Origin of the sequence: Pseudomonas nitroreducens NBRC 12694 (genome assembly GCF_002091755.1) — a bacterium.
GTDB lineage: Bacteria > Pseudomonadota > Gammaproteobacteria > Pseudomonadales > Pseudomonadaceae > Pseudomonas > Pseudomonas nitroreducens.
Window position 1 is genome coordinate 31332 of the sequence record NZ_BDAI01000012.1, and the last position, 20210, is coordinate 51541.

At 65.6% G+C, this 20210-nt stretch carries 21 protein-coding genes; 10 read left to right on the forward strand and 11 right to left on the reverse strand.

The window, feature by feature from the left end; all coding sequences use genetic code 11:
- Positions 1-141: 141 nt before the first annotated feature.
- Positions 142-1104, reverse strand: a complete 963-nt coding sequence (locus tag PNI01S_RS23255; RefSeq protein ID WP_084359348.1) for a FecR domain-containing protein — start codon at positions 1102-1104, stop codon at positions 142-144.
- Entirely contained in the window at positions 1101-1604 is a 504-nt protein-coding gene (locus PNI01S_RS23260) for an RNA polymerase sigma factor (RefSeq protein WP_420902314.1), read from the reverse strand. The genes PNI01S_RS23255 and PNI01S_RS23260 overlap by 4 nt, the downstream gene beginning before the upstream one ends.
- Before the next feature lie 177 nt (positions 1605-1781).
- Between PNI01S_RS23260 and PNI01S_RS23265 the strand changes: the two genes are divergently transcribed.
- Positions 1782-2534: a glutathione S-transferase family protein gene (locus PNI01S_RS23265; protein WP_084359352.1), complete on the forward strand. Its 753-nt coding sequence runs from the start codon at positions 1782-1784 to the stop codon at positions 2532-2534.
- Here PNI01S_RS23265 and PNI01S_RS23270 read toward each other — a convergent pair whose 3' ends face one another.
- Entirely contained in the window at positions 2535-3410 is an 876-nt protein-coding gene (locus PNI01S_RS23270) for a LysR family transcriptional regulator (protein WP_084359354.1), read from the reverse strand. It lies immediately after the preceding gene.
- 97 nt (positions 3411-3507) lie between these two features.
- Between PNI01S_RS23270 and pcaD the strand changes: the two genes are divergently transcribed.
- Positions 3508-4305: a 3-oxoadipate enol-lactonase gene (gene pcaD / locus PNI01S_RS23275; protein ID WP_084359356.1), complete on the forward strand. Its 798-nt coding sequence runs from the start codon at positions 3508-3510 to the stop codon at positions 4303-4305.
- A gap of 45 nt (positions 4306-4350) precedes the next feature.
- Here pcaD and PNI01S_RS23280 read toward each other — a convergent pair whose 3' ends face one another.
- Together PNI01S_RS23280 and PNI01S_RS23285 are read right to left on the reverse strand one after the other, a co-directional pair.
- Positions 4351-5880: an NCS1 family nucleobase:cation symporter-1 gene (locus PNI01S_RS23280; protein WP_084359358.1), complete on the reverse strand. Its 1530-nt coding sequence runs from the start codon at positions 5878-5880 to the stop codon at positions 4351-4353.
- A gap of 444 nt (positions 5881-6324) precedes the next feature.
- Positions 6325-8502 (reverse strand): malate synthase G, encoded by a 2178-nt coding sequence (locus tag PNI01S_RS23285; protein WP_084359360.1) that lies wholly within the window; start codon positions 8500-8502, stop codon positions 6325-6327.
- Positions 8503-8796: 294 nt separating this feature from the next.
- On the opposite strand from PNI01S_RS23285, the gene PNI01S_RS23290 reads away from it, so the two are divergent.
- On the forward strand, positions 8797-9246 hold the full coding sequence (locus PNI01S_RS23290; RefSeq protein WP_038803503.1) for a GNAT family N-acetyltransferase: 450 nt from the start codon (positions 8797-8799) through the stop codon (positions 9244-9246).
- Positions 9247-9265: 19 nt separating this feature from the next.
- Entirely contained in the window at positions 9266-9784 is a 519-nt protein-coding gene (locus PNI01S_RS23295) for a glycine cleavage system transcriptional repressor (protein ID WP_024763639.1), read from the forward strand.
- Positions 9785-10431: 647 nt separating this feature from the next.
- On the opposite strand, the gene rarD is transcribed toward PNI01S_RS23295, so the two are convergent.
- The 6 genes from rarD to PNI01S_RS23325 all read right to left on the reverse strand — a co-directional run bounded on the left by rarD (position 10432) and on the right by PNI01S_RS23325 (position 14987).
- Positions 10432-11319, reverse strand: coding sequence for an EamA family transporter RarD (rarD, locus tag PNI01S_RS23300; protein ID WP_024763638.1), 888 nt, complete (start codon positions 11317-11319; stop codon positions 10432-10434).
- Between the two features lie 234 nt (positions 11320-11553).
- The gene (locus PNI01S_RS23305; RefSeq protein WP_037015763.1) at positions 11554-12528 is read right to left on the reverse strand and encodes a serine/threonine protein kinase; all 975 of its coding nucleotides are present in this window, start codon (positions 12526-12528) and stop codon (positions 11554-11556) included.
- Between the two features lie 68 nt (positions 12529-12596).
- Positions 12597-12968, reverse strand: a complete 372-nt coding sequence (locus tag PNI01S_RS23310) for a substrate-binding domain-containing protein (RefSeq protein WP_024763636.1) — start codon at positions 12966-12968, stop codon at positions 12597-12599.
- Positions 12969-13088: 120 nt separating this feature from the next.
- Positions 13089-13853: a TOBE domain-containing protein gene (locus PNI01S_RS23315; RefSeq protein WP_038803504.1), complete on the reverse strand. Its 765-nt coding sequence runs from the start codon at positions 13851-13853 to the stop codon at positions 13089-13091.
- 93 nt (positions 13854-13946) lie between these two features.
- Positions 13947-14669 (reverse strand): ComFC family protein, encoded by a 723-nt coding sequence (locus PNI01S_RS23320; RefSeq protein WP_084359362.1) that lies wholly within the window; start codon positions 14667-14669, stop codon positions 13947-13949.
- Between the two features lie 24 nt (positions 14670-14693).
- Positions 14694-14987, reverse strand: a complete 294-nt coding sequence (locus tag PNI01S_RS23325; RefSeq protein ID WP_024763634.1) for a hypothetical protein — start codon at positions 14985-14987, stop codon at positions 14694-14696.
- 244 nt (positions 14988-15231) lie between these two features.
- Between PNI01S_RS23325 and bioB the strand changes: the two genes are divergently transcribed.
- The 6 genes from bioB (at position 15232) to PNI01S_RS23355 (ending at position 20197) form a co-directional block, all read left to right on the forward strand.
- Positions 15232-16290, forward strand: a complete 1059-nt coding sequence (gene bioB, locus PNI01S_RS23330; RefSeq protein ID WP_054907998.1) for a biotin synthase BioB — start codon at positions 15232-15234, stop codon at positions 16288-16290.
- An 84-nt stretch (positions 16291-16374) separates the two neighbouring features.
- Entirely contained in the window at positions 16375-17580 is a 1206-nt protein-coding gene (gene bioF / locus PNI01S_RS23335) for an 8-amino-7-oxononanoate synthase (RefSeq protein ID WP_084359364.1), read from the forward strand.
- Positions 17573-18298 carry an alpha/beta fold hydrolase gene (locus tag PNI01S_RS23340; RefSeq protein ID WP_084359366.1) on the forward strand — a complete coding sequence of 242 codons (726 nt, stop codon included), beginning with the start codon at positions 17573-17575 and terminating at the stop codon, positions 18296-18298. Before bioF ends, PNI01S_RS23340 begins: the two co-directional genes overlap by 8 nt.
- Positions 18291-19097 (forward strand): malonyl-ACP O-methyltransferase BioC, encoded by an 807-nt coding sequence (gene bioC / locus PNI01S_RS23345; RefSeq protein WP_084359368.1) that lies wholly within the window; start codon positions 18291-18293, stop codon positions 19095-19097. The genes PNI01S_RS23340 and bioC overlap by 8 nt, the downstream gene beginning before the upstream one ends.
- Positions 19098-19209: 112 nt before the next feature.
- A complete protein-coding gene (gene bioD / locus PNI01S_RS23350) occupies positions 19210-19893 on the forward strand; it encodes a dethiobiotin synthase (protein WP_084359370.1) in 684 nt (227 codons plus the stop codon).
- A 73-nt stretch (positions 19894-19966) separates the two neighbouring features.
- On the forward strand, positions 19967-20197 hold the full coding sequence (locus PNI01S_RS23355) for a hypothetical protein (RefSeq protein WP_084359372.1): 231 nt from the start codon (positions 19967-19969) through the stop codon (positions 20195-20197).
- Positions 20198-20210: the final 13 nt, after the last annotated feature.

Consider the following 20210-nt stretch of genomic DNA (forward strand, 5'->3'; position numbering starts at 1 on the left):
GAATCAAAAAGTGATAGGTCTGGGTGAAAAATATTTTTCCGGATGGCTTTTCGCAGGAGCGAGCTTGCTCGCGAACCCCTTGATGCCGTGGTAACCGGGGGGAATCCGTTCGCGAGCAAGCCCGCTCCTGCACAAGAACCTTCAGCCGCGCGGTACCACGCGCGACCACCAGGGGCCGTGCTTCTCGATACGCACCGGCAGCGTCGGCTCCAGCGAGCCGAGCGCCAGGTCGATGTTCTTCAGCGGGAAGCTGCCGGTGATGCGCAGGTCCGCCAGCGCCGGGTCCACCGCCAGGTAGCCGGGGCTGTAGCGAGCCAGTTGGTCGATCAGCTCGCCCAGGCGCACGTTGTCCACCACCAGCATGCCGTGGGTCCAGGCATCGGCGGTGGCGCTGTTGGCCTCCACGCTGCCGAAGCCATCGGCGCGCAAGCGCACCTGCTGGCCCTGGTTGATCACGCGCTCGTCCGGCAGTTGTTCGGGGCGCGCGGCCACGGCGGACTGCAGGACGCTGAGCAAGGTGCTGTCGCCTTCGTCGCGCTCCACCAGGAAACGCGTGCCGAGGGCACGCAGGCGGCCCTCGTCGGTTTCGACGATGAAGGGGCGGCTGTCGCCGTGGGCGGTCTCTACCAGGATCTCGCCGCTGAGCAGCACGATGCGGCGCTGCTGGGCGTCGAAGCGCACGTCGACGGCGGTGCGGCTGTTGAGCTTGAGCAGGGTGTTGTCTGGCAGGCGCAGTTCGCGCTGCTCGCCGGTGGCGGTTACCAGGTCGGAGAAGACGTAGCGTACCGGTGTATAGCGATTGCCGACGCCCAGCGCGAGCGCGCCGACCAGCAGCAGCGACAGCCCGGTGCCGGCCAGCCGGCGGACCTTGCGCCGCGACTCGCCGGGCGAGCGCAGCAAGGCATTGCGTGCGGCCTTGGGGGCGGCGCCGGCCAGGCTGCGGTCGAGCATGCCCAACTGGCTCCAGGCGCGGGCATGTTCGCTGTGGGCGGAGTGCCAGCGAGCGAAGGCGGCCTCATCGTCCGGGCGCGATTCACCGGAGCCCAGGCGCAGCTGCCAGCTGATCGCCTCGTCCAGCACCTGCAGGGAAACCGGTCCCTTCACGTCGGCTCGCCGTACAGGGCGATGTAGCACTGGCGCAGGCCCTGGGCGATGTACTGGCGTACCCGCGGCACGGAAACGCCCAGCTGCTCGGCGATCTCGGCGTGGCCCAGGCCATCCAGGCGGTTGAGCAGGAAGGCGCTGCGCGCGCGGGTGGACAGCTTGCCCAGCAGACGGTCGATCTCGCGCAGGTCGGCGAGGATCAGGCAGTGGTCCTCGGCCGAGGGCTGCACGGCTTCGGGCAGGAACTTCAGCTCTTCGAGGTAGGCTTGCTCCAGCGCCACGCGGCGCCAGTGATCCACCAGCAGGCCCTTGGCGACGGTGACCAGGAAGGCGCGCGGTTCGCGCAGGGAAGGCAGCTCGCGACGGCCAAGCACGCGGACGAAGGTGTCCTGGCTCAGGTCTTCGGCGCGCTGCGGACAGCCCAGGCTGCGGTTCAGCCAGGCAGTCAGCCAGTCGCGGTGATCGCGATACAAGGCGCCAACGAGTTCGCCGCTACCCATCTGGATGGCCGACAAGCTACTCCCCCAATGACCCGAATGGGATCAAGTTCAAAAACGATAACTATTCGCAAATGATCGCAAAGTGCAGTCACGCGCGCAATTGGCGCCCGTCGGCTTTTGTCTGCCGTTCGCGGCACGATCTACAATCGGGCGCCCATTCCTATAAGAAAAACAGCCATGTCCGACCCCGTACTCATCATCGGCTCCTACCTGTCCCCCTATGTGCGCAAAGCGCTGGTCCTGCTGGAGATGAAGGGCGTGGACTACCGCATCGATTCCGTCGTGCCCTTTTACGGCAACGCCGAATTCGAGCGCCTCAGCCCGCTGCGCCAGGTGCCGGTGCTGGTGGATGGCGAGCTGGTGCTCAACGACTCCTCGGTGATCTGCCAGTACCTCGAGGAACGTTATCCACAGCCCGCGCTGTACCCGGCGGATGTCGCCGACCGCGCCTGCGCGCGCTGGATCGAGGAGTTCGCCGACAGCCGCATGGGCCAGGTGGTGATCTGGCAGCTGTTCGACCAACTGGTGATCGGCCGTGGCGTCTGGGGCCGCGAACCGGACGCGGCGGTGCTGGAAAAGACCTATCAGCAGGATCTGCCGTCGATCTTCGACTACCTGGAAGCACAGTTGCCGGCGACCGGCTGGCTGTTCGGCGAGCTGTCCATCGCTGACATCAGTGTTGCCTGCTTCATGCGCAACGCGCAGTTCGCCCGCTACCAGCTCGACGCCCAGCGCTGGCCAAAACTGGCGGCGATGCTGGAAGCGGCCTTCGCCCTGCCGGCATTCGAAAAACTCCACTTATTAGAGCGCGCCATCGCCCGCACGCCGATCCTGCAGCAGCGCGAGGCGCTGATCGCAGCGGGCGCGCCGGTCAGCGAGGTCAGCCACCTGCGCGAGCAGCCAGTGCGCGGACCGATGAGTCGCAGCTGATCAGCTCGCCTGCAGGAAGCTCCAGAGCCGTTGCGCGACCGGGCCGTGGGCACGGTCGCGGCGGCGCGCGGCGACCAGTTCCTCGCGGCGGCCGGGCAGCTGTGCTCCGCTCAGATCGCGCAGGCGGCCATCGGCGAGCTCCTCTTCTATCAGGTGACGCGGCAGGTGCCCCCAGGCCAGGCCGTAAAGCACCAGCTCTTTCTTCATCGCCTGGTCCGGCACGCTGCATTGCGGCGCGCCATCCAGTGTGAAGAACTCCACTGGCGGTGAGTGCCGGGCGCTGTCGCGCATGACGCACTGGGTGAGCGGGCGCAGGTGTTCCGGGCCGGGGCTCTTCATTTCCGGCAGGAGCGCCGGGGCGATGACCGGGATGAAATCCACGGCGCCCAGGTCCAGCCATTCCAGGCGCGGATCGGCCTTGTCGACGCGGTGCAGGATCAGGTCCGCTTCATCATCCAGTAGCCGCTCCAGCGGGCCGCTGACGCTTTCGAAGTACAGCTGCAGGCGCGTCTGCGGTTCACCGGCGAAGAAACGCGCCAATCGCTCCAGCAGGGCAGGGCGCGGGCAGAAGTCGCCGAGCACCACGCGCAGTTCGCTTTCCTCTCCGGCGGCCAGGTGCGTGGCGTGGTCGCGCAGGCTGCCCAGCTCGCGCAGCAAGCCCTGGGCGCGGCGATGGAAGGATTGGCCGGAGACGGTCAAGGTGACGCGGTAGCCGCTGCGATCCAGCAGCACTAGACCGAGCTGCCGCTCCAGCCGGGCGACGGCGGCGAACACCGCCGGGTGCGAACGGTGCAGGTGCTGCGCCGCCGCCTGGAAGCCGCCCGCCGTGGCTACGGCATCGAAGCATTGCAGGTCGTGCAGGGTGAAATCGTGCATGTCAGCTTTCCTGACAGTCTTGGTCAGCTCTTTGTAATTTCTTCGGAATGCCGCGGCAACTACCTTCGTCTGCACCTTTACCGACGGAGATGCTCCCATGAGTCCGCTGCATTACCTGACGACCCGCGACAACGCGCGTATCGCCTACCGCCTGGATGGCGCCGATGGCCTGCCGCTGCTGGTTCTGTCCAACTCCATCGGCACCGACATGCACATGTGGGACGGCCAGATTGCCGCGCTGAGCGAGCACTTCCGCGTGCTGCGTTACGACGCTCGCGGCCATGGCGCTTCCAGCGTGCCGCCGGGGCCGTACTCGCTGGCGCGGCTGGGCGAAGACGTCATCGAATTGCTGGATGCACTGGGCGTGCAACGTGCGCATTTTCTCGGCTTGTCGCTCGGTGGCTTCGTCGGGCAATGGTTGGCGCTGAATGCGCCGCAGCGTATCGAGCGACTGGTGCTGGCGAATACCTCTGCCTGGCTGGGACCGCGGGACCAGTGGGATGCGCGCATTGCCGAAGTGTTGGAGGCGAACGATATGCGGGGCACCGCCGCGACCTTCCTCGGCAACTGGTTCCCGGCGACCTGGCTGGCGCAAGAGCGCCCGGAGGTGGAACCGTTCCGCGCGACGCTGCTGGCGACCAACCGACACGGGCTGGCCGGTTCCTTCGCCGCCGTGCAGGAAACCGATCTGCGCACCGCCTTGCGGGACGTCCGCCTGCCCACACTGGTGATCGCTGGCCAGTTCGACACCGTCACCGCCGCCAGCCACAGCGAGCTAATCGCCGAAGCGATCTCCGGCGCTCGTCTGCTCAGGCTGCCGGCCGTGCATTTGTCGAACATCGAGTTTCCCCGCGAGTTCGAAGGCGCGGTGCTGGACTTCCTGCAGGCTCGCTGAATGAACAAGGCCGCCCGAAGGCGGCCTTGTCGTTTATCCACAACCTCAATGATGGGCAGCGTCCACCGCGATGGATTCGCCGCAGACGTCCACATGGCTGCGCTTGCGGTCGGCGAGGGCGAAGTGGATCAGCGCGCCGAGCCCGGCGCCGAAGAACCAGGAGAAATGCGACAGCGTTTCGAACGCCGGCACCAGCGCGAGGACGATGGCGATCAGCGCGGCGGGGACGAAGGCCGCCACTGCGCACAGGTTGACCCCGCCGCTGAAGTGATAGGCCGCCTCGCGGCTTTCGCTGTAGAGCTCCGGCAGGTTGACCCGGCCACGGCGCACCAGGTAGTAGTCGGTGACCATGATCCCGTACAGCGGGCCGAGCAAAGCGCCCAGGCCGCCGAGGAAATACACGATCACCGCCGGGCTGTTGTACAGGTGCCACGGCAGGATCAGTACGGCGATGGTGGCGCTGAGCAGGCCGGCGCGGCGGAAGTTCAGCAGGTTCGGCGCGAGATTGGTCAGCACGTACGCGGGGGCGACGAAGTTGGCCATGATGTTCACCGCCACGGTGACGATCAGGAAGGCCAGGCAGGCCAGCACGAGGCCGAAGGTGTTGGGGATGGCGGCGACGATCTCGGTGGGGTTCTGCACCAGCTTGCCGTCGATGCTGAACTGCGCGCCGGCCAGCACCACGGCGATCAGCGCGAAGCCCAGCATGTTCACCGGCAGGCCCCAGAAGTTGCCGACGCTGATGGTGCGGCGGTCCGGGCAATTGCGGGTGAAGTCGCAGAAGTTGAGGATCATGGTGCCGTACAGCGAGACCCACAGTGCGGCGGCGCCCAACACCTTCAGCCACATGGTCGAGCCGGTCGGCGGATTGCCGCTGGACCAGGCAATCGATAGCCCGGCGCGCCAGTACATCCAGCCGGCGAGGCTGGCGAAGGCGACGAGGATGATCGGGCCGGCGAAGGATTCGTAGCGGCGCACCATCTCCATGCCGTAGGCGAAGATCACCAGTTGCACGCACCAGATGCCGAGGAAGGTGATCCATCCGAGGCTCGACAGGCCGAGGATCGAGTTCTGGTCGTAGGCCGCTAGACTCGGTGCAATGGCGGTGAGCAGCACCCGTAGCACGACCGAGGCGAGGTAGGTCTGGATGCCGAACCAGGCGATGGCAATCACTGCGCGGATCAGTGCCGGCACCTGGGCGCCGTGGATGCCGAAACTGATGCGGCACATCACCGGGTAGGGCAGGCCAGTCTTCTGGCCCATGTAGCCGGAGAGGTTCATCAGCCCGTAGATCACCAGCGCGCCGAGGGCGAAGGCAGCGAGGATCTGCGCGCCGCTCATGCCCAGCGCGAACAGGCCGATGGCGAACGAGTAGTTGGCGATGTTGTGCACATCGTTGGTCCATAGCGCGAACAGGCTGTAGCGCCCCCAGCTGCGGCCGGTGGCCTTGGTCGGTGCCAGGTCGGCGCTGTACAGGCGCGGGCTCAGGGTTGGCGCGGCCGGCCGGGCGGCGGCCGCGCTATCGACAGATTGGAGGGGGGTAACGCCGGACAGGTGGGTAGGACTGCGGGTCATGGGCTACTCGGCTTTGTATGCACGGCTTTTTATGGTTTGTGTGCAAAAGCCAATTCCGTGCCAGCCTGGTTCTCCTTGCAGTTCCGGTGGATTTTCCACTTCCTTTCGAATCGAGCAGAGCCCTTATTTGGTGCGGCTTTGCCAGGTATCCAGGGGGGCGTGAAATAATTTTCCATAGCAATCATTGACTTGAGAGTCAGCTCTTGCCTGTGTGGAAAACAAGTGGATTGTGGATTTTGTACACAATAATTGTGCACAGGCGTTACTCATGGGCTCCAAAGTGGCCCTGGGACAGTCGCGGACAGAGTCCGCTCCTGCACGGAAGCTATCCGTGTGCGTAGGAGCGGGTGCTGTCTGCGATCGGGTAGGAGCGGCGCCAATCCCAACCGATAGCCATAAAAAAACCGCCCCGGAGGGCGGTTCTTTCAACGCTAGGCGAAGCGCTTACAGACCGTTCTTCGCTTTGAACTCGCGACGACGGCGATGCAGGACCGGCTCGGTGTAGCCGTTGGGCTGCTGGGTGCCTTCGATGACCAGTTCCAGTGCGGCCTGGAAGGCCACGTTGTCGTCGAAGTTCGGCGCCATCGGGCGGTACTGGGCGTCACCGGCGTTCTGGCGATCCACTACCGAGGCCATGCGCTTGAGGCTTTCCAGCACCTGCTCCTGGGTCACTACGCCGTGGCGCAGCCAGTTGGCCAGCAGCTGGCTGGAGATGCGCAGGGTGGCGCGGTCTTCCATCAGGCCGACGTCGTTGATGTCCGGCACTTTGGAGCAGCCAACGCCCTGGTCGATCCAGCGCACTACATAGCCGAGGATGCCCTGGGAGTTGTTGTCCAGCTCGTTCTTGATCTCTTCCGCGCTCCAGTTGGTGTTCGGGGCGAGCGGAATGGTCAGGATGTCGTCCACCGAAGCCGGTGCGCGCTTGGCCAGTTCGGCCTGACGGGCGAACACGTCGACCTTGTGGTAGTGCAGCGCGTGCAGGGTGGCGGCGGTCGGCGACGGAACCCAGGCGGTGTTGGCGCCAGCCAGCGGGTGAGCGATCTTCTGCTCGAGCATGGCGGCCATCAGGTCGGGCATGGCCCACATGCCCTTGCCGATCTGGGCCTTGCCCTGCAGGCCGGTAGCCAGGCCGACGTCGACGTTGTTGTTCTCGTAGGAGCCGATCCACTTTTCGGTCTTCATGGCGCCCTTGCGCACCATGGCGCCGGCTTCCATGGAGGTGTGGATCTCGTCACCGGTGCGGTCGAGGAAGCCGGTGTTGATGAACACCACGCGCTCGGCGGCGGCCTTGATGCAGGCCTTGAGGTTGACGGTGGTGCGGCGCTCTTCGTCCATGATGCCGACTTTCAGCGTGTTGCGCGGCAGGCCCAGCAGGTCCTCGACGCGGCTGAAGATCTCGGCGGCGAAGGCGACTTCTTCCGGGCCATGCATCTTCGGCTTGACGATGTAGACGCTGCCGGTGCGGCTGTTCTTGCGGGTGGCGCTGCCGTTCAGGTTGTGAATGGCGATCAGGCTGGTGAACAGGCCGTCCTGGATGCCTTCGGGCACTTCGTTGCCCTGGGCGTCGAGGATCGCCGGGTTGGTCATCAGGTGGCCAACGTTACGCACGAACAGCAGGGAGCGGCCATGCAGGCTCAGCTCGGAACCATCGGCCTTGGTGTAGACGCGGTCCGGGTTCATGGTGCGGGTGAAGGTGCTGCCGCCCTTGGAGACCTGCTCGGCGAGGTCGCCTTTCATCAGGCCCAGCCAGTTGCGGTAGACCACGACCTTGTCGTCGGCATCGACGGCGGCCACGGAGTCTTCGCAGTCCATGATGGTGGTCAGCGCGGACTCCATCAGGACGTCCTTCACGCCAGCGGCATCGGTCTGGCCGATCGGGCTGGTCGGGTCGATCTGGATTTCGAAGTGCAGGCCGTTGTGCTTGAGCAGCACGGCTTTCGGCTTGGCGGCTTCGCCCTGGAAGGCGAGGAACTGAGCGGCGTTCTTCAGGCCGGTCTCGCTGCCATTCTTCAGGGTCACGGCCAGTGCGCCGTTCTTCACGACATAGGCGGTGGCGTCGACGTGGGAGCCGGATTCCAGCGCGGCGGCTTCGTCGAGGAAGGCGCGGGCGAAGGCGATGACCTTGTCACCACGGACCTTGTTGTAACCCTTGCCCTTCTCGGCGCCGTTCTCTTCGCTGATTGCGTCGGTGCCGTAGAGTGCATCGTACAGCGAGCCCCAGCGGGCGTTCGCGGCGTTCAGGGCGAAGCGCGCGTTCATCACCGGCACGACCAGCTGCGGGCCGGCCATGCGGGCGATTTCTTCGTCGACGTTCTGGGTGCTGGCCTGGAAGTCGGCCGGCTCGGGCAGCAGGTAACCGATTTCCTGCAGGAAGGCCTTGTAGGCGGCCGCGTCATGCGGCTGGCCGGCGCGGGCCTGGTGCCAGCCATCGACCTTCGCCTGGATCTCGTCGCGCTTGGCGAGCAGAGCCTTGTTCTTGGGGGCCAGGTCGTTGATTACGGTTTCGACACCTGCCCAGAACTTGCCGGCGTCGATGCCGGTGCCGGGAATGGCTTCGTTGTTTACGAAGTCGAACAGGACTTTGGCGACCTGCAGGCCACCGACTTGAACGCGTTCAGTCATTGCTTGCCTCACTCTGCTCAGGACCAGCTCTGGACACAGGCAAAACGCCTTGTAGTCCGAGCCGCGGAATACTACATGATGCCGTGGGAAAAATCAGTGGGCTAGCGTCGCGGTTAGACCAAAGTACGCATATCAGTCACGTAGCAGGTCATATGTTCGCAAAAATCTTCTGGATTGTTCCAGATAAATCTTAAAACTGTACACGCATAACATCTTCGGGTACCTGTGGCAGCCCGTCGCAGCCGGCTAACCTCGCCGAGCCTATACTGCTTTTTCCCTTCTGGAGAATCCCGCATGTCCGTGACGCTTGCCACCCCCTCCGATCTGGATGACCTGGTTCTGCTGTTTTCCGGCTACCTCGATTTCTACGAGGTGCCTGCGCCCCACGCAAAGATTCGCGAGTTTCTTGAGGCGCGCATCGGCAGCGGGCAGTCCACGGTCTTCATCGCGCGCAGCATCGATGGGCTGGCGGTCGGCTTCGTGCAGCTGTACCCCTTCTTCGCTTCCCTGGCGTTGCAGGCATCCTGGCTGGTCAGCGACCTCTACGTGCTGCCTGCCGCGCGTCGCGACGGTTATGGCGAAGCGCTGATGAACGCCGCCCGTGCCCACGGCGAGAGCACCGGTGCCTGCGGCCTGATGTTGGAGACGGCGAAGACCAACCACGCGGGCCAGTCGTTGTATGAGCGCCTGGGCTACAAGCGGGACGACAAGTTCTACACCTATTGGCTGGACCTCACGGCCTAGCCCTTCGCGGAGACTGCTCATGGACCACCTCGTATTGACCGTCATCGCCCAGGACCAGCCCGGCCTGGTGGAGCGCGTGGCCAAATGCATCGCCGCCCACGGCGGCAACTGGCTGGAAAGCCGCATGTCGCGCATGGCTGGGCAGTTCGCCGGAATCCTTCGCGTGGCGGTGCCCGCCGAGGGCTATGACGAGCTGGTCGAAGGCCTGCAGGAGCTCAGCGAGCACGGTATCCGCGTGCTGCTGGCGGAGAGCGGTATCGAGCCAGCCTGCAACTGGAAACCGATCCATCTCGACCTGGTGGGCAATGACCGCCCCGGCATCGTCCGCGACATCACCCAGTTGCTGGCCGAACACGGCGTGAACCTGGAGAGCCTGACCACGGAGGTGCTACCGGCGCCCATGAGCAGCGAACCGCTGTTTCACGCCGAGGCCTTGCTGGCCGTGCCGCTGACCTTGCCGCTGGAAACCCTGCAAGGAAAGCTGGAAGAACTGGCGGACGACCTGATGGTGGAGCTGAATTTCCACAGCGGGGAGTAACAGCTCTGCTCCGATCCTCCGTCTTGTGGAAAAACCTGTGGGCTCTCTGTTGATGAATTGACAGAGGGCCAATTTTATCTGGGCCTGGCGCCAATCTGTTTATCCACTTCCTGCCTTGAAGCTGTGCACAGATCGCGGGGATTGCGCCGTGGGCATTCTGTTGATAACTGTCTGCGGTGCACTGTTTTCGGGGGGTTGATGGTGCTGCTTGCTTTTTGTACAGCAGCGTCTCAGGGAAAGCAGCGCTTCGAACCTTCCAGACACTGTGCACAAATCCACTGGAAGAGTCTGTGGAGAAGCCGTTCATGGAACGCTGCAGATAGCGCCGCTTCTGACGTCCAGAGAGTTGTCCACTTTCTGATCGGGCGGCGTTCGCTCATCCACACGAAGCGGGGATCAGCCTGTGGAAAAGCCGGTGGAATGCTCTTGCAGGCCAGACGACGCGGGGATTCTAGGGATTTGATCAGATATTGATCGGTCGGCATTCTGCTGCCGCGGAAATAGGCAGTGAGAGGAGCGGGCCGGGGTCGGTTGTGGAAGAAACGAGCGTTATCCCCGCAATCGCGGGATAGCGCTGTGGACAATCTGCGGGTGACTTCCTGCAAGCCACAGCTGGTGTGGCTTGCAGGCGGTGGATCAATTAATGATCAGTCACCGCGGGAGAGGCGATACCAGATGTCCACGCTGTACACGACCAGCCCCGCCCAGATGCAGCACAAGGAAATCAGGCGCGTCGTGTCCAGGTGCTCGCCGAACAGCAGGATCGCCTGCAGCAGCACCAGGGTCGGCGCCAGGTACTGCAGGAAGCCAAGGGTGGCGTAGGGCAGGTGGCGTGCGGCGGCGTTGAAGCACACCAGCGGCACCAGGGTGATCGGGCCGGCGGCGGCGAGCCAGAAGGCGTCCTTGGTGGTCCAGAAATCGAGATGCGCACTGGGGCCCTCGGCGAACAGCACGAGGTAGCCGATCGCCAGCGGCAGCAGGATCCAGGTCTCCACCACCAGCCCCGGCAGCGCGGCCACCGGCGCCTGCTTGCGGATCAGCCCGTAGAAGCCGAAGGTCAGCGCCAGCGCGAGTGATACCCAGGGCAGGCTGCCCAGCTGCCACAGCTGTTGGGCCACACCCAGCGCGGCGAGGCCGACCGCGACCCACTGCAGCGGGCGCAGGCGTTCGCGCAGGATAACCAGGCCCAGCAGTACGTTGATCAGCGGGTTGATGTAGTAACCCAGGCTGGCCTCGATCATGTGGCCGTTGTTCACCGCCCAGACGTAGACCAGCCAGTTGCTGGCGATGAGCAGCCCGCTGGCGGTGAGCACGGCGATGCGCTTGGGATTCTCGCGCAGTTCGCGCCACCAGCCGGGATGCTTCCACACCAGCAGGAGTAGCGCGCCGAACACCGCCGACCAGATGGCGCGATGGGTAATGATCTCCAGGGCGGGAATGCGTTCGAGCAGCTTGAAGTAGATCGGGAAGAGCCCCCAGATGACATAGGCAGTCAAGCCCAGGGCGTAGCCCCGGCGGGGATTGGCGGTGGCCATGGAACATCCTTGGTTAGGCAGCTAATGAGTGGCTGCACAATTCTAGGGCGTGCCACGGGGCTTGTCTGTGCCGCTGTGGTGGAAGTGGCGAGGGCGCCGATGATTGTGCGTAACGTTGGTTTTACGGGGAGGATGTGTGAAGGGAAGCCATCGCGGACGGAGTCCGCTCATACGAAGCCTGACGCCGCGTAGCAGGGGACTCTGTGCGCGATCCGGCCGCCGGGCCGGTAAGAGTCAGAACAACCGCAACGGTTCCTCATCCAGCGCCGCCAATTGCTCGCGCAGCACCAGTACCTGCTCGCCCCAGTAACGCTCGCTGCCGAACCAGGGGAAGCTCGGCGGGAACGCCGGGTCGTCCCAGCGGCGCGCCAGCCACGCGCTGTAGTGCATCAGGCGCAGGGAGCGCAGGCCTTCGATCAGCGGCAGTTCGCGCGGGTCGAAATCGTGGAATTCCTGGTAGCCGTCGACCAGTTCGGAAAGTTGCCCCAGGCGCTCGTGGCGCTCGCCGGCGAGCATCATCCACAGGTCCTGCACGGCCGGGCCCATGCGGCAGTCGTCGAGGTCGACGACGTGGAAGGTGTCGTCGCGGCACAGCAGGTTGCCGGGGTGGCAATCCCCATGCATGCGGATGGGGGTGTATTTCACGCGGGCGTACAGGTCATCGACTTTTTTCAGCAGGTCGCGGGCCACGGATTCATAGGCCGGCAGCAGGCTTTTCGGGATGAAGTTGCCGTCCAGCAGGGTGGCCAGGGACTCGTGCCCGAAGTTCCGCGGCGTCAGTGCCTCGCGGTGCTCGAAGGGGCGATTGGCACCTACGGCGTGCAGGCGACCGAGCAGTTGGCCGAGGCGATAGAGCTGATCGAGGTTGCCCGGCTCCGGCGCGCGGCCGCCACGGCGGGGGAACAGGGTGAAGCGGAAGCCGGCGTGCTCGAAAAGGGTCTGCCCTTCATGCACCAGCGGCGCCACTACCGGGACTTCGCACTCGGCCAGTTCGGCGGAGAAGGTGTGCTCCTCGAGGATCGCTTCGCTGGTCCAGCGCCCGGGGCGGTAGAACTTGGCGATCAGCGGCTCGCTGTCCTCGATGCCCACCTGGTAGACGCGGTTCTCGTAGCTGTTGAGCGCAAGAACACGGGCATCGCTGAGAAAACCGATGCTTTCCACTGCATCCAGTACCAGATCGGGCGTGAGGTCGGAAAAAGGATGAGACATGGCGACGATCCGGCAGTGGTAAAGCTGCCTAGTGTACCCAGTCCACCGTCAATGGGTGGGAAGTCGCCTCAGTGGTCGGCGCAGTGCTTGCTCAGGTAGTCGACGAAGTCCGTAGCCAGTGCACGGCGCTCGCCTTTCACCAGGGTGAGTTTCTGCATCGAACGGGCTTTGCACGTGACTGCTTGGGACTGCTTGGCCGTGTTGTGCAGCGGCGTCAGCAGCAGGTCGTAGGGCGTGCCCTGGCGGGCCTGTTCGGCGAGTTCATCCTCGTTGCCGCCGATCAGCAGGACCTTGTTGCGGGTTTGGATCTGGTACTGGTCCACCAGCGGTTCCAGTATCGGCATCAGCTCGGTACTGGCGCCAACACGCAGCACGTCGGGGCCGGCGTGGCTGGCAAAGGGCAGGAACAGGAGGGCGAGAAGCAGTAACGGGCGGCGCATGGTGGGAGCTCCGGGTGGCCGGGGTCCCGCCCGGCATGAGCGGGACTCTGGCTGCTATTGGAGCGCGGCGCGTCGTCGCGGGGGTTGATATGAGGCAGGGAATCTCATGTGCCTGGGAGGCTACAGCGGTGTGCCGAGGATCACCTGGGCCGGGGAGAACTGTGCGCGCACCGGCGAGCCAACTTTCAGGCCGAGGATCTCGATGCGCTCCGGGTCGGTCAGGGCGCAGAGCATCTGCCCGCTGGGCAACTGGATGCGCACTTCGCTGGGCCCGTCGTCGGCTTCGCGGATGTCGTCGATGTGCCCTGCCAGGGCGTTCAGCCCTTCCGGGCAAGGGATGTGCGGGAGGTCGACATAGAGCCAGCCGGCCTTCATCAGGGCGACCACCGGAATGCCGTCGGCCAGTTCCAGCTTCTCGGTGCTTTCGCGGGTGACCCGCGCCTGAATGCGCGAGCCGCCGGGCAGCTCGATGCTGATCAGGTCATTCAGCCCGGACGCCTCCACCGCGCAAACGTGCCCGTGCAACTGGTTGCGCGCGCTGGTGCGCATCATCAGGCGGCCGATCAGTTCCAGGTCGGCCTGGTGTTCGACGTGCTCGACGATGTGTTCGCGCAGCGCTTCCAGGCGCTGGTAGAGCGCCAGCAGGCGCTCGCCTTCGACCGTCAGGCGTGCACCGCCGCCGCCCTTGCCGCCGACGCTGCGTTCCACCAGCGGGCGGTCGGAGAGGTTGTTCAGTTCGTCGATGGCGTCCCAGGCGGTCTTGTAGCTCATCCCGGCGGCCTTGGCGGCGTGGGTGATCGAACCGAGCTGGGCGATCTGCGCCAGCAGGGCGATGCGCTGCGGGCGACGGGTAACGTGTTGGGTCAACAGGCTGAGGGTGGTCATGGTTCCGCGGGTACTTATTGGTATGCAGGGAGGCTCCGTTGCTGGCGGGCAAAACGCAAGGGGCAGCTGCCAGGAATGTGGCTGAACGGTCGTCTATTCCGGGGCCGGCGTGCGCGCCAGGCAGTAGACATCCACCCGCCTGGCTCCCGCGCGACGCAGCAGGCGGGCGATGCGTTCGGCGGTGGCGCCGGTGGTCAGCACGTCATCCACCAGCGCCAGGTGCAGGCCATCGACCATGGCTCCGTCGGCCAGGACGAAGGCATTGCGCAGGTTGCGCTTGCGGGTGGCGGCATCGAGGCCTTGCTGTGCCGGGGTGTCCTGCGCGCGCAGCACCAGGCGGTTATCCACCGGCACGCCGAGCGGCCCAGCGATCCAGTCGGCCAGCAGGGCGGCCTGGTTGAAGCCGCGCTGGCGCTCACGCCGACGGGAGAGGGGAACGGGGATCAGCCGCTCCGGTCGCGCCAGCCCCTCGTCGAAGACGTGCAGCAGATGGCGCGCCAGTAGCTGGCCGAGCAGTCGACCCAGCGGGGCGTTGGCCTGGTGCTTGAAGCGGGTAATCAGCGCATCGACGGGGAAGCCGTAGCGCAACGGCGTTTCCACTTTCTGGAAAGCGGGTGCTCGACGCAGGCATTGGCCGCAGGCGAGATCGAGGGTCGGCAGGGGCAGCGCGCAGATCACGCAGTGGCCGGCGAGCCAGGGCAGGTCGTCGTCACAACCGGCGCACAGCGGCAGCACCGCCTGTTCCGCCGTTCCAGCGCAAAGCAGGCATTGCACGCGTGGGCGCCACCAGACGGGGCGCCAGTGAAACAATCGCATTCCGCCCTCCGCAGGGCGGCGCCGTCAGTGGATCAGCCAGCTCAGGACCACCAGGCCCAGCACCGTCCAGATCAGCCCGCCGAAGATCGAGCGCCGCAGGAAGGCGCGGATGCCACTGTAGAGCAGCAGCAGGCCGATAAAGAGCAGGACGAAGCTGAAGATCGAGACGTCGATTCCCACAGCGCGTGCCAGGCCGTGGAAGAAGTCGTCCATGGCGCGCCAGAGGCCGCCGAGTACGCCCGACAGCAGATCGACGATGAAGCGGATGGCCTTGCCGGCCATCTGGCCAAGGCCGTCGAAGAATCCTTCTGTTCCCATCTGGGTAATGACTCCTGAGTGTGCTGTCTGGTTGGAGCGGCAAATGGCCGGATCGGTTCAGAAGCAGCAGCCACCGGCTGTTTGCTTATGATCAATAAGTGATCACTTGTCGACCTGTGTCGTGAGAGTGGTTGACAGCGTCACAGCTCCACATATGATGCCTTGAGCCTGATTTCCCCGGTGGTGCGCCGCCGGGGCACCTTAGACAAGAGGCGCGCCCCCCAAGCGTCGAAGGACTTTGCCGATGAGTGCCACCGCAGCCCAAGTAACCCGCCACGATTGGACCCTTGCCGAAGTCCGCGCCCTGTTCGAACAGCCGTTCAACGACCTGCTGTTCCAGGCACAGACCATGCACCGCGCGCATTTCGATCCGAATCGCGTGCAAGTTTCCACGCTGCTGTCGATCAAGACCGGTGCCTGCCCGGAGGACTGCAAGTATTGCCCGCAGTCCGGCCACTACAACACCGGCCTGGACAAGGAAAAGCTGATGGAAGTGCAGAAGGTGCTGCAGGCCGCTGCCGAGGCCAAGGCCATCGGCTCGACCCGCTTCTGCATGGGCGCCGCCTGGAAGCACCCGTCCGCCAAGGACATGCCCTACGTGCTGGAAATGGTGAAGGGCGTGAAAAAGCTCGGCCTGGAAACCTGCATGACCCTGGGCAAGCTGACCCAGGAACAGACCCAGTCCCTGGCCGAAGCGGGCCTGGACTACTACAACCACAACCTCGATACCTCGCCGGAGTTCTACGGCAACATCATCACTACCCGCACCTACAGCGAGCGCCTGCAAACCCTGGCGTACGTACGTGAGGCGGGGATGAAGATCTGCTCCGGCGGCATCCTCGGCATGGGCGAGTCGGTGGACGACCGCGCCGGCCTGCTGATCCAGCTGGCCAACCTGCCCGAGCACCCGGAATCGGTGCCGATCAACATGCTGGTGAAGGTCAAGGGCACCCCGCTGGCCGAGGAGAAGGACGTCGATCCGTTCGACTTCATCCGCACCCTGGCAGTCGCCCGGATCATGATGCCGAAATCCCACGTGCGCCTGTCCGCCGGCCGCGAGCAGATGAACGAGCAGATGCAGGCCCTGGCGTTCATGGCCGGCGCCAACTCGATCTTCTACGGCGAGAAGTTGCTGACCACCACCAACCCGCAGGCCGAGAAGGACATGCAGCTGTTCGCGCGACTGGGCATCAAGCCCGAGGAGCGCGAGGAGCACGCCGACGAGGTGCACCAGGCTGCCATCGAGCAGGCGCTGGTGGAACAACGCGACTCCCAGCTGTTCTATAACGCGGCTTCGGCCTGACCTGCTTTTCGTAGGAGCGAGCAAGCTCGCTCCTACGGGCTCGGCCTTCAGCCGGAAGCCTGAATTGCAGCTAAGGGGTTGCGTATGCCTTTCGATCTCGCCGCCCGCCTGGCCCAGCGCCATGCGGAGGACCTCTACCGCCGCCGCCCGCTGCTGGAATCGCCGCAGGGCCCGGAGGTGGTCATTGACGGTCAGCCGATGCTGGCCTTCTGTTCCAACGATTACCTGGGGCTGGCCAATCACCCCGAGGTGATTGCCGCGCTGCGCGCCGGCGCCGAACGCTGGGGCGTTGGTGGTGGCGCCTCGCACCTGGTCAACGGTCACTGCGGCCCGCACCACGAACTGGAGCTGGCACTCGCCGAGTTCACCGGTCGCCCGCGCGCGCTGCTGTTTTCTACCGGCTACATGGCCAACCTGGGCACCGTCACCGCGCTCGTCGGCAAGGGCGACAGCGTGCTGGAGGACCGCCTCAACCACGCCTCGCTGCTGGATGCCGGATTGCTTTCCGGTGCGCGCTTTTCGCGCTATCTGCACAACGATGCCGCCAGCCTCGCCTCGCGCCTGGAGAAGGCCGAAGGCAACACGCTGGTCGTTACCGACGGCGTGTTCAGCATGGACGGCGACCTGGCCGACCTGCCCAGCCTTTGCGCGACGGCTCGCCAGCAGAATGCCTGGGTGATGGTCGACGACGCCCACGGCTTCGGCCCGCTGGGCGCGACGGGCGGCGGTATCGTCGAACACTTCGGCTTGAGCATGGAGGACGTGCCTGTACTGGTCGGCACCCTCGGCAAGGCCTTCGGCACCGCCGGCGCCTTCGTCGCCGGTAGCGAGGAACTGATCGAGACGCTGATCCAGTTCGCCCGCCCCTACATCTACACCACCAGCCAGCCGCCCGCCGTGGCCTGCGCCACGCTGAAAAGCCTGGAACTGCTGCGCGCCGAGAGCTGGCGCCGTGATCACCTGAATGCGCTGATCGCGCGTTTCCGCACTGGCGCCACGGCCATCGGCCTGCGCCTGATGGACAGCCCGACGCCGATCCAGCCGATTCTCATCGGCGGCAGCGCCCAGGCCATGGCGTTGTCCGCGGAGTTGCGCCAGCGCGGCATTCTGGTCGGGGCGATCCGCCCGCCTACCGTACCCGCCGGCACCGCGCGCCTGCGCGTGACCCTGTCCGCCTCGCACACCGAGGCACAGGTCGACCGCCTGCTGGTGGCGCTGGCCGAAAGCTGGCAGCGCGTGTCGTCTAGCCTTCTGGCAGAGATCGATGCCGAGGAGGGCGATGATGCGTGACCAACTGATCCTGCTGCCGGGCTGGGGCCTGGGCGGCGCGCCGCTGGAACCGTTGCGCGATGCGCTGCGGGAGCAGGCGCCACATTTGAACGTACAGATCGAGCCGCTGCCCGACGACGCCGACCCGAACGTGTGGCTCGACGAGCTGGACGATAACGTCGCCCACGACGCCTGGATCGCCGGCTGGTCGCTGGGCGGCATGCTCGGCGCCGAACTGGCTGCGCGCCGGGGCGAGTCCTGCCGCGGCCTGATCACGCTGGCCAGCAACCTCTGCTTCCGCCGCCGCGAGGACTGGCCGGAGGCGATGGCCAATGAGGTGTTCGAGGACTTCTTCGAAGCCTTCCTGCTGGAGCCGCACCTGGTGCGCAAGCGCTTCACGATGCTGGTCAGCCAGGGAGCCCGCGACGCTCGCACCCTCGCTCGCCAGCTGCAGGTGGCGCTGCCGCAGATGAATGTCGAAGGGCTCACCGCCGGCCTGCAACTGCTGGGGCAACTGGATACCCGCGCCGCATTGGGCCGCTATCCCGGACCGCAGTTGCACCTGTTCGCTGCCAACGATGCGCTGGTCCCGACGAGCGCCGCGGATGCCTTGCTGGAATGGCTGCCGGATGTCGAGGTCAACCTGCTGCCCGGAACCAGCCACGGGCTGCCACTGGAGCAGCCGGACGAAGTGGCCGGCGCCATCCTGCGTTTCATCCACGAGGGCGACGATGCCTGATTGCAGTAGTACCGGCTTGCCCGACAAACGCCAGGTGGCCGCTTCCTTCTCCCGCGCCGCATCGACCTACGACGCGGTAGCCGAACTGCAGCGTGCCGTCGGCAACCGTCTGCTGGAGTCTTTGCCAGCCGAGGGCGTGCCGCAGCGCTGGATCGACCTGGGGAGCGGTACCGGTTATTTCACCCGCGCCCTGGCGGCGCGTTATCCACAGGCGCAGGGGCTGTCCGTCGACATCGCCGAGGGCATGCTGCGCCACGCCCGCGAGCAGGGCGGCGCGCACCACTTTGTCGGCGGAGACGCCGAGTGCCTGCCGCTGCGCGACGGCGCGGCTGATCTGCTGTTCTCCAGCCTGGCCCTGCAGTGGTGCGCCGATCTTCCGGCGGTGCTCGCAGAAGCGCGCCGAGTGCTGCGCCCCGGTGGCGTGCTGGCCTTCAGCAGCCTGTGCATCGGCACCCTGGGCGAGTTGCGGCAGAGCTGGGAGGCGGTGGACGGTTTCGTCCACGTGAACCGCTTCCGCGCCTTCGAGCAGTATCAACGGCTTTGCGCCGATAGCGGCCTGGATCTGCTGGAGCTGCGTACCGAGGATCGCGTCCTGCATTTCCCCGACCTGCGCAGCCTGACCCATGAGCTCAAGGCACTCGGCGCGCACAACCTCAATCCCGGCCGGCCCGACGGCCTCACCGGGCGCGAGCGGGTGCGCGCGCTGATCGCCGCCTACGAGCGCTTCCGCCAGACCGAGGGGCTGCCGGCGACCTATCGGGTGGTCTACGCCGTCCTGCGCAAACCTTCTTCCCTGTAGGAGCGAGGGGGACGCCAACGTTATTGCTCGCGAACCCGCCCAGCTCGAGTGCTGCCGGTGAATCCCGTTCGCGAGCACGTTCGCTCCTACATCAAAGAGCCAAGAGGAACCCATGTCCCACGCCTACTTCGTCACCGGCACCGACACCGAGATCGGCAAGACCACCATCGCTGCCGGCCTGCTCCATGCGGCGCGGCAGGCGGGCTTGTCCACCGCGGCTGCCAAGCCCGTGGCCTCCGGCTGCGAGCGCAGCCCCGAGGGCCTGCGCAACTCCGACGCGCTGGCGCTGCTGGGCGAGTGCAGCGTGCCGCTGGCCTACGAGCAGGTGAACCCCTTCGCCTTCGAGCCGGCCATTGCGCCGCACCTTGCCGCCCGCGAGCAGGGCGTGAAGCTGACGGTCGAAGCGCTCAAGGGCCCGGTGCGTTCGGTGCTGGAAATGGGCGCCGACTTCACCCTGGTGGAAGGCGCCGGTGGCTGGCGCGTGCCGTTGGCGGGGGAAGAGAGCCTGTCGGACCTCGCCGTCGCCCTCGGGCTGCCGGTAATCCTGGTGGTCGGGGTGCGCCTGGGCTGCATCAACCACGCCGTGCTCAGCGCCGAGGCCATCCAGCGCGATGGCCTGTTGCTGGCCGGCTGGGTGGCGAACATCGTCGACGCGCAGACCTCCCGTCTGGAAGAGAACCTCGCGACCCTCGCCGAGCGACTGCCCGCACCCTGCCTCGGGCGCGTGCCGCGCCTGGCCTCGGCGACTCCGGCGGCGGTGTCTGCGCATCTGGACCTGGGCATCCTGGATTTGTAACCGAGCCTTGGCCTGAGCCGGCGTGTCTGCTTGAATGGTGGCCACTTGCTGCTTTTGTTGTGGAGGCGTGACGATGGAAATTTCCGGTAATGCTTTCTCTGCGGGCCTGTATGGCGTGCAGAACGGCCAGCGCCGCGTCGACCGCGCCAGTACCGACATCGCCACTGCCGGCACCGCGCCCAGCGAAGTGCTCAACGACCGCCTGGTGGACCTGCGCCGCGGCGAGCACGAAGTGAAGGCCAACGCCAAGGTCATTCAGGCAGCCGACGAAACGCTCGGCACCTTGATCGATATCCGCGTCTGATCGCGCCTCTTCC

Bases quoted from the DNA above. Each gene is read 5' to 3' on its own strand.
- PNI01S_RS23260 (WP_420902314.1), bottom strand. From the start codon at position 1,604: ATGGGTAGCGGCGAACTCGTTGGCGCCTTGTATCGCGATCACCGCGAC.
- PNI01S_RS23265 (WP_084359352.1), top strand. From the start codon at position 1,782: ATGTCCGACCCCGTACTCATCATCGGCTCCTACCTGTCCCCCTATGTG.
- PNI01S_RS23270 (WP_084359354.1), bottom strand. From the start codon at position 3,410: ATGCACGATTTCACCCTGCACGACCTGCAATGCTTCGATGCCGTAGCC.
- pcaD (WP_084359356.1), top strand. From the start codon at position 3,508: ATGAGTCCGCTGCATTACCTGACGACCCGCGACAACGCGCGTATCGCC.
- PNI01S_RS23280 (WP_084359358.1), bottom strand. From the start codon at position 5,880: ATGACCCGCAGTCCTACCCACCTGTCCGGCGTTACCCCCCTCCAATCT.
- PNI01S_RS23285 (WP_084359360.1), bottom strand. From the start codon at position 8,502: ATGACTGAACGCGTTCAAGTCGGTGGCCTGCAGGTCGCCAAAGTCCTG.
- PNI01S_RS23290 (WP_038803503.1), top strand. From the start codon at position 8,797: ATGTCCGTGACGCTTGCCACCCCCTCCGATCTGGATGACCTGGTTCTG.
- PNI01S_RS23295 (WP_024763639.1), top strand. From the start codon at position 9,266: ATGGACCACCTCGTATTGACCGTCATCGCCCAGGACCAGCCCGGCCTG.
- rarD (WP_024763638.1), bottom strand. From the start codon at position 11,319: ATGGCCACCGCCAATCCCCGCCGGGGCTACGCCCTGGGCTTGACTGCC.
- PNI01S_RS23305 (WP_037015763.1), bottom strand. From the start codon at position 12,528: ATGTCTCATCCTTTTTCCGACCTCACGCCCGATCTGGTACTGGATGCA.
- PNI01S_RS23310 (WP_024763636.1), bottom strand. From the start codon at position 12,968: ATGCGCCGCCCGTTACTGCTTCTCGCCCTCCTGTTCCTGCCCTTTGCC.
- PNI01S_RS23315 (WP_038803504.1), bottom strand. From the start codon at position 13,853: ATGACCACCCTCAGCCTGTTGACCCAACACGTTACCCGTCGCCCGCAG.
- PNI01S_RS23320 (WP_084359362.1), bottom strand. From the start codon at position 14,669: ATGCGATTGTTTCACTGGCGCCCCGTCTGGTGGCGCCCACGCGTGCAA.
- PNI01S_RS23325 (WP_024763634.1), bottom strand. From the start codon at position 14,987: ATGGGAACAGAAGGATTCTTCGACGGCCTTGGCCAGATGGCCGGCAAG.
- bioB (WP_054907998.1), top strand. From the start codon at position 15,232: ATGAGTGCCACCGCAGCCCAAGTAACCCGCCACGATTGGACCCTTGCC.
- bioF (WP_084359364.1), top strand. From the start codon at position 16,375: ATGCCTTTCGATCTCGCCGCCCGCCTGGCCCAGCGCCATGCGGAGGAC.
- PNI01S_RS23340 (WP_084359366.1), top strand. From the start codon at position 17,573: ATGCGTGACCAACTGATCCTGCTGCCGGGCTGGGGCCTGGGCGGCGCG.
- bioC (WP_084359368.1), top strand. From the start codon at position 18,291: ATGCCTGATTGCAGTAGTACCGGCTTGCCCGACAAACGCCAGGTGGCC.
- bioD (WP_084359370.1), top strand. From the start codon at position 19,210: ATGTCCCACGCCTACTTCGTCACCGGCACCGACACCGAGATCGGCAAG.
- PNI01S_RS23355 (WP_084359372.1), top strand. From the start codon at position 19,967: ATGGAAATTTCCGGTAATGCTTTCTCTGCGGGCCTGTATGGCGTGCAG.